A 13349-nucleotide genomic window follows, 5' to 3' on the forward strand; every position below is an offset into this window, starting at 1 on the left:
GGGACGGGGACGGGGACGGGGACGGGGACGGGGACGGGGACGGGGACGGGGACGGAACGGTAGAGTCGACTGTCAGTCGACTGCTCTCCAGGCCACGAAAACCCCGCGCTTCGCGCGATAGTCGACCAACGGTCGACTCTACCCCGCCGTCAACCGATCCAGATATCGATTGATCCCGGCCAGGTGCTGGCGGTGCGGCTGCGCCCGGGCATGTCGGTGATCGCGCGGGTGGATACGGCGGTGGAGCCGGCTTCGGAACCGGCACCGAAACCGGGATCCGGGACGGGGACGGGGACGGGGACGGGGACGGGGACGGGACGGTAGAGTCGACTGTCAGTCGACTGCTCTTCAGGCCACGAAAACCCCGCGCTTCGCGCGATAGTCGACCAACGGTCGACTCTACCCCGCCGTCAACCGATCCAGATATCGATTGATCCAGGCCAGGTGCTGGCGGTGCGGCTGCGCCCGGGCATGTCGGTGATCGCGCGGGTGGATACGGCGGTGGAGCCGGCTTCGGAACCGGCACCGAAACCGGGATCCGGGACGGGAACGGGGACGGGGACGGGGACGGAACGGTAGAGTCGACTGTCAGTCGACTACTTTTCCATCAGGCCACGAAAACCCCGCGCTTCGCGCGACGGTCGACCAACGGTCGACTCTACCCCGCCGTCAACCGATCCAGATATCGATTGATCCAGGCCAGGTGCTGGCGGTGCGGCTGCGCCCGGGCATGTCGGTGATCGCGCGGGTGGATACGGCGACGGAGCAGGGGACGACACGGTAGAGTCGACTGTCAGTCGACTACTTTTCCATCAGGCCACGAAAACCCCGCGCTTCGCGCGACGGTCGACCAACGGTCGACTCTACCCCGCCCTCGGCCGGCGCAGCGCGCGGCGGCAGCGTCTGTGAAACGGGGTCGGCACGATCGTGTGTTCAACCGGCGCAGCGTGCGCAGAGGCCGTGCACTTCCAGGGTCTGCGCCTGCGGCTGGAAACCCAGCTCCTTGGCACGCTTTTCCAGCTGGTGGACGATCTCGCGGTCTTCCAGTTCCACCGCGCTGTGGCAACTGTTGCAGATCAGGAACGGGACCGAATGCGCCGCGCTGCTCGGGTGGTGGCAGGCCACGAAGGCATTCACCGATTCCAGCTTGTGCACGAAGCCATTGGCCATAAGGAAGTCCAGCGCGCGGTACACCGTGGGCGGGGCATCGGCGCCCACGCCCTTGCCGTTGCGCACCCACTCCAGCAGCTCGTACGCCTTGACTGGCTTGCCGGCCTCGGCAATCAGCTTCAGCACGTTGGCGCGGATCGGGGTCAGGCGCAGCCCGCGCTCGCGCGAGACACGCTCGACCACCGCCACGAAATCCGATGCGTCGTGGACGTGGTGGTGCGGGGCGGTACAGGCAGAAGCAGGTTTGGCGGGCATGCGCGTTCTCCGGTTCGGGGCTGGGCCGCAGGGCTCAGGCCGTTGCTACCTTGGTGATGGCCACATCGATGCGTTTCAAGGCCTGCTCGCGGCCGGCCAGGTACACGGTATGGGAAATGTCAGGGCTGACCTGGGTGCCGGTGATGGCCACGCGCAGCGGCTGGGCGACCTTGCCCATGCCGATCTCCAGCGCGGCGGCGGCATCGTGCAGGGCCACGCCCACGGCCTCGGCGGTCCATTCCGGCAGCGCGGCCAGCAGCTCGCGGGCCTTGCCCAGCGGCAGCTCGGCGCCGGCCTTGAAGTGCTTGGCCACGGCCGCCTCGTCGTACTCGGTCAGCGGCTGGTACCAGACCACGGCCTTCTCGGCCATTTCCTTCAGGGTCTGCACGCGCTCGCGCAGGGCAATCACCACGTCCACCGGGGCCGGGCCGGCGGCCACGTCCAGGCCCAGCTTTTCCAGCTGGTAAACCAGGTGCGGCACGATGCTGGCCGGTTCTTCGGTCTTCAGGAAGTGCTGGTTGACCCAGCCCAGCTTGGCCATGTCCAGGCGCGAGGCCTTGGAATTGCAGTTGGTCACGTCGAACAGGTCGATCAGCTCCTGGCGGCTGAACAGCTCTTGGTCACCGTGCGACCAGCCCAGGCGGGCCAGGTAGCTCAGCAGCGCATCGGGCAGGTAGCCGGCGTCCTTGTACTGCATCACGTCGGCCGCACCGGTACGCTTGGACAGCTTGGCGCCCTGCTCGTCCAGGATCATCGGCATGTGGCCGAACTTCGGCACGGGGGCACCGATGCCCTCGTACAGGTTGATCTGGCGCGGGGTGTTGTTGATGTGGTCGTCGCCGCGGATGACCTCGGTGATGCCCATATCCCAGTCATCCACCACCACCGCGAAGTTGTAGGTGGGGTAGCCGTCCGGACGGAAGATGACCATGTCATCCAGCTCGCTGTTGGCGATCTCGATGCGGCCCTTGATCAGGTCGTCGAACACCACGGTGCCGTCGAGCGGGTTCTTGAAGCGGATGACGCGGTTCGGGTCGTCCTTGCGCGGCAGGCCCAGCTCGCGCGCGGCGCCGTTGTAGCGCGGCTTTTCCTGCTTGGCCATGGCGGCCTCGCGCATGGCGTCCAGTTCTTCGCGGGTCTCATAGGCGTAGTACGCCTTGCCGTCGGCCACCAGCTGCTCGGCCACTTCCAGGTAGCGGGCCACGCGGTCGGTCTGGTAGATCGGGCCGACGTCGTAGTCCAGGCCCAGCCAGTCCATCGCCTCCAGAATCGCATCGATCGCGCCCTGGGTGCTGCGTTCACGGTCGGTGTCCTCGATGCGCAGCACGAACTCGCCGCCGCGGTGGCGGGCCTCCAGCCAGCAGTACAGCGCGGTGCGGGCGCCGCCGATGTGCAGGTAACCGGTGGGGCTGGGGGCGAAGCGGGTGCGGCAGATCATGGAGGGCTCGGGGAACGGGAATCCCCACGATTTTACCAGCCCACCGCCCCATACGGAAAAAGGGGACGGAGGGGATTAAGTCGCGATTGCCCAGCCTCTGGGCGCGGCGACCGGGAAACGGAGGGGAGAAACGACTTAATCCCCTCCGTCCCCTTTTTACGGTTCTACCTTGCGGGGGAAGGACTGCTCGCGCATCGCGGCGTTGTAGGCGAACGAGGCGACGATGGCGGCGGCCTGCTTCAGGTCGTCCGGTTCGGCATGGTCCCAGGTGTCCAGGTGGCTGTGGTGGACGTTGGTGAAGTAGTCCAGGCGGTCCTGGATGAACTGGAAGCCCGGCAGGCCGATGCGGTCGAAGCTGATGTGGTCGGTGCTGCCGGTGTTGCGGGTAGCCACGGTGGTGGCACCCACGTCATGGAACGGGGCCAGCCAGGCTTCGAAGATCGGCATCGCCGCCAGGTTTTCCTGGGCATAGATGCCACGGAAGCGGCCCGAGCCATTGTCCATGTTGAAGTAGACCTGGAACTTGCCGTAATCGCGGGTCTTCTGCAGCGCCCCGGTCGGATCACGCAGCGAGGCCGGCAGTGCCTTCTGCGCCGGGTCGGTAGGTTCGGGGAAGCGACCGAAGTGCTTGGCGACGTACGCCTGCGAACCGATCAGGCCCTGCTCCTCGCCGCTCCACAGTGCCACCCGGATGGTCCGCTTCGGCTTGGCGCCGGTGGCCTTGAGGATGCGCATGGCCTCCATCATCACCGCCACGCCGGCGGCATTGTCGGCCGCGCCGGTGCCGCTGTGCCACGAATCCAGGTGGGCGCCGATCATCACCACTTCATCGGGCCTGCTGCTGCCGCGGATCTCGGCCAGAGTGTTGTAGCCGGGCTGGTCGGTCTCGTCGGTGAAGCGCGCCGCAACGTCCACGCGCAGGCGGACGGCCTGCTTGGCGTCCAGCGCGCGCACCAGCGGGTTGAAGTGCTCGGCGATCATCGCCAGCTCGGGGATGCCCACCGATTCGCCGGCCTTGCGCGAACCACCGCCGGCGACGCGGATGATGCCGTTGTCCCAGCCACTGATGCTGACCGACGCCAGCGCGCCCTCTTCCACGAAGAACGCGTTGACCTTGGCGGTCAGCTCCTGGCGCTCCTTGTATTCCTTCACCCGCTTTGCGCGCTCTGCAGCCGCGTCCTTGGGCAGGGTGAATTCCTGCAGGCCTTCCAGCGAGGTGGCGTCGTGGCGGTGCGAATCCGGCTCGGTGCCGCGCTTGTATTCGCGGGCCTCGCCCAGCAGCAGGATCTTGCCGCGCAGCGTGCCGCGATACTTTTCGATGTCCTCGGGCTTCTTGATCTCCACGTGTACCAGTTCGCCTTCCACCGGCCCATTCGTGCCCGGCGTCCACGCCTTGGGCAGGGCATGCAGCGGCTGCACGCGGTCGCCCAGCATCTCCACACTGGCCGAGGTGAATTCCCAGCCACGGCCGAAGTCGTCGAAGGCCTCGTCGTGCACGTTTTCCAGCTTCCATTCGCTGAACTTGCCACGGGTCCATGCGTTGGCGCGGCCCATCGCCGGCGAATTGGTCAGTCGTGGGCCGATGCGTTCGGTGAGGTAGCTGAAGGTGTCCATCACCTGCGAACGGTGGAAGGCCTCCTGGCGGATGCGGCTGACCATATCCAGGTCCACCGGCTCGCGCGTCTGCGCCATTGCATTGCCCCCCATCGCCAGCGCTACGGCCAGCACGCCCCACTTCAACACATCGCACCCCTGCCTTGCGGCCTGCTCATCAACCCATCGAGTCTAGCCAGCAGGGGCGCGGCAATACCGTCCCATCGGTCATGCATGGCAGTAGATCCACGCCATGCGTGGATGAAGCGTGCGAACCAAGGTTCGCATCCACCAGCTTCCAGCGGTTCGCACCACCGAAGGTCGGGCCTTCACCCATGCCACCCCAACCACAACTGCGCCCGCTCGGGCACCAGCAGCAACCAGTGCCGCCGATCCACGCTGCTGCAGCCGTACACCGCTGCATGCGCCGGCCAGTCCAGCGGCAACCCATCAATGCCGATTTCCGCCAGCGCCGCCGCCCCGGCCTTCCATGGCCGGTAACGCGGTACGCGCCCGGCCAGCGCGCCGCGTCCGTGATGCGCACCCACCAGCCAGTCCAGCCCCTGCCGCTGCAGTCCTTCGCAGGTCACCGCCGCCAGCTGGAAGCGGACCAGGCCGGGGGCGATCCGTGCCCCCGGCAGGGCCGCCAGCACGCCATGTGCCTGCAGCAGTGCATCCACTTCCAGCAGGGCCGGAATGCCCTGCCGTGCCCGTTGCCGCAATCCCTGGCGCCAGCCCATGACGTACCCCTTACTTCAGTTCCGCGCCAAGCGCGTACCAGTCGACCCGACGGGTCACCCACATCGCCAGCGCCAGGATCACAAACAGCAGCAGCGAACCCATCAGCAGCGCGTTGTTCTCCGACACCAGCAGGCCATACAGCGCGCCGTACAGCACGGTCAGCAGCGCGGCGAAGCCGAGGCCGCGCTTCCAGTGCCCAAGCACATTGGCCAGGTACACCGCCTGCAGGCCGATGCAGGCCACCGCCGAAACCAGGTAGGACTTCCAGAACGCGATGTGCTCGGACAGGCTGATCAGCAACAGGAAGAAGATCGCCAGCGCCAGGCCCACCATCAGGTACTGCAGCGGGTGGATGCGCAGCGACTTGATCAGTTCGAACAGGATGAAGCCGACGAAGGTGAGCAGCACGAACAGGATGCCGTACTTGGATGCGCGGTCGGCCTGGGTGTAGGCATCGACCGGATCCACCAGCGAGACGGTCACCGCCTGCGAATCGACCGCGCCCTCGGCACGCAGCTGTGCCTGTGCATCGGAGGCCAGCGAGGACACGGCCCACTGTGCATTGAACCCCTGCGCATCGACGCGCCGCTCGTTGGGCAGGAAGGCACCACTGAAGGACGGATGCGGCCAGCTCGAGCGCAGTGCGATGCGGGTGTCATCGCCGACCGGCACCACCGACAGCGCGCGGCTGCCGTCCAGGCGCAGCTGCAGTTCGACGTTGCTGGCGGCCAGGGTACCGCCGTGGTTTTCGGGGAAACCAGCCACCGGCGCGTGCAGGCCACGCCCCACCTGGCTGGCCGCGCCGACACCGGGCAACAGCCGCACCGGCTTGCCGTCCACGCGCAGATCCGGCGTACCGACCAAGCCACGCACATCGGAAATGCCCACGGCTACATACGGCTGGCCGTAACTGCGGCCGGCCTTCACCGGATAGTCGTCTTCGGCGAAAGTCGCCTTCATCTGGCCGTTCCAGCTGTAGACCGGCACCTTGAACAGCCCGACCTCACGCTGGCTCGGCAGCATCTCACCGCCCACCTCCAGCGACGCTGGCATCTGCAGCCAATGGCCCTCGGTCACCTGCACCTCGATCTTCTTGTTGCCCTTGGCGTCGACCACTTCAACCTGCTGTCGCTCCACCCACGGCACCACCCGCACCGGCCCCACCAGGCGCTGCGCACCGGCACGGCTGTCGGCCACCCGCGCGAAGGCTTCATCGCGGTAGGCACTGCGTTCGTTGATGACGCCGCGGATCATCGTCAGCGGGATCAGCAGCAGCAGGATCAGCCCGCCGACGATGGCGAACCGCAACAGCATCTTCAGGGATTTCATCGTCCATCCTCGTTGGAGAGGGCTGCAGGATGGACGGCGGCGGTGAGCGGGGTTTGTGGCGAATTTGAAGCGAATGTGAAGTCAGCGACGGGGGCGCTGCACCGGTGCACCCAGCGGCAGCCACAGGCTGGCCACGGTACCGCCGCCGGTCCGCGGCTCGAGGCTGGCGCGGCCATCGTGCAGGCGGGCCACTTCCTGCACGAACGGCAGGCCGAGGCCGGAACTGCGCCGGCCACTGCCCGGCCGGGCCAGCGAGTAGAAGCGCTCGAACACCCGTTCACGCGCGTACTCGGGAATGCCGGCACCGCGATCAGCGACCTGCAGCCACACGCCCTGCCCGTCCACCTCGGCCTGCAACGCGATCTCCGCGCCGGCCGCAGAGAACGCAATCGCGTTGTCGATCAGGTTGTGCAGCGCCTGCCGCAGCAGGTAGCCGTCGCCCTGCACCTGCAGATCGGGCACGCTGCCGATGCGGACCTGCACGCCCGCCGCCTGTGCGCGCACCTGCGCGGCAGCGGCCGCGTCTGCCAGCAGCACTGGCAATGCAATCGGGTCGCGGGTCTGCAGCCAACCGTGCTGTTCAACCTCGGCCAGTGCCAGCAGCTTGTCGATGGTCTCGGTCAGCCGCTCCTGCTGGTCGACGATGCTGCGGGCGAAGTGCACTCGGTCGGCATCGGGCATCGGCTCCTGCAGCAGTTCGGCGGCACCGCGGATGGCCGCCAGGGGGCTCTTCATCTCGTGGGTCAGCGACTGTACGTATTGCTCGACATAGGCCTTGCCTTCCAGCTTTCGGCGCATGGTTTCCAGCGCCTGGCCAAGATCGCCGATCTCATCGCGGCGGCGGCGTGGCGGCGGCACCGGCTCACCTGCGGTGACCGCACGCGCATAACGGCTGAGCTGGCCCAGACCGGTGGTCAGCCACATCGTCACCAGCACACCGACCAGGGCCGACAGCCCGATCAGCCAGGCACCGCGCTCCATGATGGCGCGCTGGCTGGCGGCGATGAACGGGTCGATGCTGCGGTTGGGCTGGGCCAGGCTGAGCACGCCGATGAGGGTGTGGCCGTCGGCCGGGTCGTAGACCGGGGCGGCCACGTGCATCACCGTGTCGCCGTCGGTGCCGGGCACTTCCGGGCTGGAACGCGCGCCGTACTCGCCGCGCAGCGTGCGGTAGACATCGTTCCAGCGCGAGTTGTCACGGCCCAGGTCACGGCCCAGCGAATCGTAGATGACGATGCCGCGGGCATCGGTGATCGTCACCCGGTAATCCAGCGAGCGCTTGGGAAAGCGCCAGACCATCGCCTTCAGGTCGCGCTGCCGCGCCTTGGCGAGGTTGCGGGTGAAGCTGCCCGTGCCGAGGGTGCCGGCCTTGACGTCGGCGGCAGCCATTTCGGCCAGCACGTTGGCCGCGTCGACCAGGGTCGATTCCATCGCTTGGCGCACGCCCGGCTTCACCTCATTGACGAACACCCGCATGACGAAAAACGCGGCGATACCGGTAATGAGGAAGAAGCCCAGGAACAGCTTCAGTACCAAGCGCATGGCTCAGGGCTCCAGCGCGTAGCCCAGGCCACGATGGGTGCGGATGGGGTCGGCGCTGGCACCGGCCGCACGCAGCTTGGCACGCAGCGTTTTGACGTGGGTATCGACGGTGCGGTCAGCGCTGTCGGCACTGCTGTCCCAGCCGCGGTCCATCAGCTGGGCACGGCTGAGGATGGCGCCGGGGCGCTGCAGCAGGGCTTCCAGCAAGGCATATTCGTAGCGGGTCAGGTCCAGCGCATGGCCGTGGTAGCGGATGCGCCGGCCCTCGCGGTCGACGGCGAAGGCCCCGTGCTCGCGCCAGCCGGGCTCGACGGCAGCCACCGGTGCTGCGGGCGCCACGCGGCGCAGGCGCGCGCGCACCCGCGCCACCAGCTCGCGCGGTGAAAAAGGCTTGGCCATGTAGTCATCGGCCCCAAGTTCCAGGCCCAGCACGCGGTCCAGCTCATCGTTGCGGGCGGTCAGGAAGATCACCGGTACCTGCGCCTGCGGTCCCGGCAGGGCGCGCAGCCGGCGGCAGACCTCGAAGCCACTCAGGTCGGGCAGGCCCACGTCGAGCACCACCACGTCCACATCGCCCTCCTGCAGGCGCTGCAGGGCCTGCCCGCCAAGCAGGCAGTGGCTGGCCGCGTAGCCTTCGCTGCGCAGGGCATACAGCACGGTGTCGGCGATGGCGGCTTCGTCCTCGACTACCAGGACCTGGGCAACGGGGGCTGTCATGCCGCGCAGCATAGCCGCTGCGGCCGCCGCCCCGTACACTGCCGCCCATGAACTATCGCCACGCCTTCCATGCCGGCAACCATGCCGATGTCCTCAAGCACATCGTGCAGCTGGCCCTGATCGACAGCTTCAAGCGCAAGGACAGCCCGTTCTTCGTGCTCGACACCCATGGCGGTGCCGGCCGTTACCTGCTGGCCAGCGAAGAGGGCCGCAAGACCCTGGAGGCCGAAGACGGCATCATGCGCCTGATGGCTCAGCCCAAGCTGCCCGAAGTTGTCGAGCGCTACCTGAAGGCGGTGCAGGCGGACAATCCGGTGGGGGCGATGATCACCTACCCGGGCTCGCCGCTGCTGAGCGCCCAGGCCATGCGCGCGCAGGACCGGATGGCGGTCTGCGAGCTGCAGGACGACGAAGCGGCCCAGCTGAAGGCGCTGTTCGCCCACGACAACCGCGTCGGCGTGCACCAGGGCGATGGCTACGCGCTGCTGCGTTCGCAGCTGCCGCCCAAGGTCAACGGCAGCAAGATCGGCCGTGGCCTGGTCCTGATCGACCCGCCGTACGAAGCGCAGGATGCCGAATACCAGGCCATCCTGGCTGCGCTGGCCGAGACCCTGGCGCGCTGGCCGCAGGCCACCTGCGCGGTCTGGTTCCCGATCAAGCAGCGGCGCACCATCCTGCATTTCCTGCGCAAGGCCGCCGCGCTGCCGGTGAAATCGGCCATGACCATCGAATTCCTGGTACGCCCGGACGACTCCCCGCTGCGCCTCAACGGCAGCGGCATGCTGCTGCTCAATGCCCCCTGGCAGTTCGACCGGGTGGTCGGCCCGGCCCTGCCGGCCCTGCGCCAGCACCTGGGCGAGCCGGGTGCCACGACCCGCCTGGATTGGCTCAAGGCGCCGGAATAAGGCTGGCTCAAGCGACGATCAGGCGCCGATCTGCCGTCTTCACGAGGCTGTACGCACGTGAGCCTTTCGTTCACGGAATGCAGCCCCGGTGATGCCACAATCGATGGACCACCAAGGAATCACCCGGTATGGCCACTCGCAACCGCATGCCGCCCTGGCATGAGATCTTCAAGGCTCCCAGCGGCCACGAGCTGCTGATCCGCCCCATCCGCCCGGAAGACGGTGCGCCGCTGCAGGCCGCCTTCAGCCTCTTCGGGCCGGAAGAAATCCGCGACCGTTTCCTGCAGTCGGTGACCGAGCTTTCGCCGGACACCACCCAGCGCCTGACCCACCCCAACCCGAAGACCGAAATTACCCTGGTGGCCGCCGAATCGCTGCCGGCCGGTGAAGCGGTGGTCGGCGCGGTGGCGCGTGCCTCGATCATCCCCGGTACCCGCGAAGCCGAGTACGCCATCCTCATCAGCCGCTTCCTGATCGGCCAGGGCCTGGGCCGCCAGCTGATGCGCAAGCTGGTGAAATGGGGGCGGGGCAAGTACCTGGATCGCCTGTATGGCGATGTGGCCGCCGAAAACGAGCCGATGAAGCAGCTGGCGGCCTCGCTGGGCTTCAAGCCGGTGCCGCACCCCAATGGCGCCGAGGGCCTGGTGCGCATGGTGCTGGAACTGGACAATTAAGGTAGCGCCGGGCCATGCCCGGCGTACGTCCCGTTAGTGCCGGCCGCTGGCCGGCATCCCCCCACGTTACGCACACGGCCGCGACAAAGGCATCTGCTAAGATCGGCGGTCCATGTCGCGTACTTCATACCCCGCCCCGCCGCTGCCGCGCGCCGGCCAGCTCCGCGCCTGGTGGCGCGCCCCCGCATCACCGACCGCCCTGGCCTGGTACCTGGTCCAGGCGGCGCGCACGCACGATGCGCCACTGCTGGTGATCGCCCGTGACAACCACGGTGCCAACCAGCTCGAAGCCGACCTGCAGACCCTGATCGGCGCCGATCCGGACCTGCCGGTGGTGGCGTTCCCGGATTGGGAAACCCTGCCCTACGACCGCTTCAGCCCGCACCCGGACATCATTTCGCAGCGCCTGGCCGCCCTGCACCGCCTGCCCTCGCTGAAGCGCGGCCTGGTGGTGGTGCCGGTGCAGACGGTGCTGCAGCAGCTGGCCCCGCGCAGCTATGTCATCGGGGGCAGCTTTGACCTGAAGGTCGGCCAGCGCCTGGACCTGGAGGCTGAGAAGCGCCGTCTGGAAAGCGCCGGCTACCGCAACGTGCCGCAGGTGATGGACCCGGGCGATTTCGCCGTGCGTGGCGGTCTGCTCGACGTGTTCCCGATGGGCGCCGACGAGCCGCTGCGGGTGGAGCTGCTGGACGAGGACATCGATTCGATCCGTGCCTTCGACCCGGAAAGCCAGCGGTCGCTGGACAAAGTCGAGGCCGTGCACATGCTGCCCGGCCGCGAAGTGCCGATGGACGAGGCCAGCATCGCCCGCGTACTGGGTACGCTGCGCGAGCGCTTCGATGTCGATACCCGGCGCAGTTCGCTGTACCAGGATCTGAAATCCGGGCTGGCCCCGGCCGGCATCGAATACTACCTGCCGCTGTTCTTCGACCGCACCGCCACCCTGTTCGACTACCTGCCCGCCGGTAGCCTGCCGGTGGTGTGCACCGGTGCGGACGAAGCGGCAGTCGCCTTCTGGGCGCAGACCGGCGACCGCTACGAGCAGCGCCGCCACGATGTCGAACGGCCGCTGCTGCCGCCGTCGTCGCTGTACCTGTCGCCGGAACTGCTGCGCGAGCGGCTGAACGCTGCCGCGCGCATCGAGGTGTGGGCGCCTGAGCATGCACGTATTGCCGATGCGCACGCGCTGGGCGACCAGCCGCTGCCGCCGCTGCCGGTAGCCGCGCGCGAGGCGCCCGCCGGCGATGCACTGAAATCCTTCCTCGGCCACTACCCGGGCCGGGTGCTGATCGCCGCCGATTCGCCCGGCCGCCGCGAAGCCCTGCTGGAAGTGCTGCAGGCCGCCGAGCTGAAGCCGCCGGTGGTGGCCGACCTGCCCGCGTTCCTCGCCGACGATGCGCGCTTCGCGATCACGGTGGCGCCGCTGGAAGATGGCTTCGCGCTGGATGAACCGCGCATCGCGGTGCTCACCGAGCGCCAGCTGTTCCCCGAGCGTGCCGGCAGCACCCGCCGTACGCGACGGGCCGGCCGTGAGCCGGAAGCGATCATCCGTGATCTCGGTGAGCTGACCGAAGGCGCGCCGATCGTGCACGAAGACCATGGCGTTGGCCGCTACCGTGGCCTGATCGCGATGGATGTCGGCGGCATGCCCGGCGAGTTCCTGGAAATCGAATATGCCAAGGGTGACCGCCTGTACGTGCCGGTGGCCCAGCTGCACCTGATCAGCCGCTATTCCGGCGCATCGGCGGAAACCGCGCCGCTGCATTCGCTGGGCGGCGAGCAGTGGACCAAGGCCAAGCGCAAGGCCGCCGAGAAGGTGCGCGACGTCGCGGCCGAACTGCTGGAGATCCAGGCCCGCCGCCAGGCGCGCGCAGGCCTGGCCCTGCAGGTGGACCGCGCGATGTACGAACCGTTCGCGGCCGGCTTCCCGTTCGAGGAAACCCCCGACCAGCTGGCCGCCATCGACGCCACCCTGCGTGACCTGTCCAGCAGCCAGCCGATGGACCGGGTGGTCTGCGGCGACGTCGGCTTCGGCAAGACCGAAGTGGCGGTGCGCGCGGCGTTTGCCGCCGCCAGCGCCGGCAAGCAGGTGGCAGTGCTGGTGCCGACCACGTTGCTGGCCGAACAGCACTACCGCAATTTCCGCGACCGCTTCGCCGATTACCCGCTGAAGGTGGAAGTGCTGTCGCGCTTCAAGAGCACCAAGGAAATCAAGGCCGAACTGGAGAAGGTCGCCGCCGGCACCATCGATGTCATCGTCGGTACCCACCGCCTGCTGCAGCCGGACGTGAAGTTCAAGGACCTGGGCATGGTCATCGTCGATGAGGAGCAGCGTTTCGGCGTGCGCCAGAAGGAAGCCCTGAAGGCGCTGCGCGCCAACGTGCACCTGCTGACCCTGACTGCCACGCCCATCCCGCGTACGTTGAACATGGCCATGGCCGGCCTGCGCGACCTGTCGATCATCGCCACCCCGCCGCCGAACCGGCTGGCGGTGCAGACCTTCATCACCCAGTGGGACAACGCGCTGCTTCGCGAAGCGTTCCAGCGCGAGCTGGCCCGTGGCGGCCAGCTGTACTTCCTGCACAACGACGTGGAAAGCATCGGCCGCATGCAGCGCGAGCTGTCCGAGCTGGTGCAGGAGGCGAGCATCGTCATCGCCCATGGGCAGATGCCCGAGCGCGAGCTGGAAAAGGTGATGCTGGATTTCCAGAAGCAGCGCTTCAACGTACTGCTGTCGACCACGATCATCGAATCGGGCATCGACATCCCCAACGCCAACACCATCATCATCAACCGCGCCGACCGCTTCGGCCTGGCCCAGCTGCACCAGCTGCGCGGCCGCGTGGGTCGTTCGCACCACCGTGCGTATGCCTACCTGGTGGCGCCGGACCGTCGCTCGATCACCCCGGATGCGGAAAAGCGCCTGGAAGCCATCGCCTCGATGGACGAACTGGGCGCCGGCTTCACCCTGGCCACGCACGATCT

Annotated in this window: 10 protein-coding genes; 3 read left to right on the forward strand and 7 right to left on the reverse strand. The window is 67.8% G+C overall.

Going from position 1 to position 13349, the window contains the following annotated elements:
- Positions 1-933 precede the first annotated feature (933 nt).
- The 7 genes from ACQKDV_RS14240 to creB all read right to left on the reverse strand — a co-directional run bounded on the left by ACQKDV_RS14240 (position 934) and on the right by creB (position 8797).
- The gene (locus ACQKDV_RS14240; RefSeq protein ID WP_427784504.1) at positions 934-1425 is read right to left on the reverse strand and encodes a transcriptional repressor; all 492 of its coding nucleotides are present in this window, start codon (positions 1423-1425) and stop codon (positions 934-936) included.
- A gap of 34 nt (positions 1426-1459) precedes the next feature.
- Positions 1460-2863 carry a glutamate--tRNA ligase gene (gene gltX, locus ACQKDV_RS14245; RefSeq protein WP_427784506.1) on the reverse strand — a complete coding sequence of 468 codons (1404 nt, stop codon included), beginning with the start codon at positions 2861-2863 and terminating at the stop codon, positions 1460-1462.
- 156 nt (positions 2864-3019) lie between these two features.
- Entirely contained in the window at positions 3020-4606 is a 1587-nt protein-coding gene (locus ACQKDV_RS14250; RefSeq protein WP_427784507.1) for a M20/M25/M40 family metallo-hydrolase, read from the reverse strand.
- 179 nt (positions 4607-4785) lie between these two features.
- Positions 4786-5196: a hypothetical protein gene (locus ACQKDV_RS14255; protein WP_427784509.1), complete on the reverse strand. Its 411-nt coding sequence runs from the start codon at positions 5194-5196 to the stop codon at positions 4786-4788.
- Positions 5197-5206: 10 nt separating this feature from the next.
- Positions 5207-6526, reverse strand: coding sequence for a cell envelope integrity protein CreD (creD, locus tag ACQKDV_RS14260; protein WP_427784511.1), 1320 nt, complete (start codon positions 6524-6526; stop codon positions 5207-5209).
- 81 nt (positions 6527-6607) lie between these two features.
- The gene (creC, locus tag ACQKDV_RS14265; RefSeq protein ID WP_427784512.1) at positions 6608-8068 is read right to left on the reverse strand and encodes a two-component system sensor histidine kinase CreC; all 1461 of its coding nucleotides are present in this window, start codon (positions 8066-8068) and stop codon (positions 6608-6610) included.
- Positions 8069-8071: 3 nt separating this feature from the next.
- Positions 8072-8797, reverse strand: a complete 726-nt coding sequence (creB, locus tag ACQKDV_RS14270) for a two-component system response regulator CreB (protein WP_427784514.1) — start codon at positions 8795-8797, stop codon at positions 8072-8074.
- A 35-nt stretch (positions 8798-8832) separates the two neighbouring features.
- On the opposite strand from creB, the gene ACQKDV_RS14275 reads away from it, so the two are divergent.
- The 3 genes from ACQKDV_RS14275 to mfd all read left to right on the forward strand — a co-directional run.
- On the forward strand, positions 8833-9690 hold the full coding sequence (locus tag ACQKDV_RS14275; protein ID WP_427784516.1) for a 23S rRNA (adenine(2030)-N(6))-methyltransferase RlmJ: 858 nt from the start codon (positions 8833-8835) through the stop codon (positions 9688-9690).
- Positions 9691-9818: 128 nt separating this feature from the next.
- Positions 9819-10364, forward strand: coding sequence for a GNAT family N-acetyltransferase (locus ACQKDV_RS14280; protein WP_108764504.1), 546 nt, complete (start codon positions 9819-9821; stop codon positions 10362-10364).
- A gap of 112 nt (positions 10365-10476) precedes the next feature.
- Positions 10477-13349, forward strand: a 2873-nt coding sequence (gene mfd / locus ACQKDV_RS14285; protein ID WP_427784517.1) for a transcription-repair coupling factor, incomplete at its 3' end; no start/stop codon positions are given.

Source organism: Stenotrophomonas sp. NPDC077659 (assembly GCF_050268705.1).
Taxonomy (GTDB): Bacteria; Pseudomonadota; Gammaproteobacteria; order Xanthomonadales; family Xanthomonadaceae; genus Stenotrophomonas.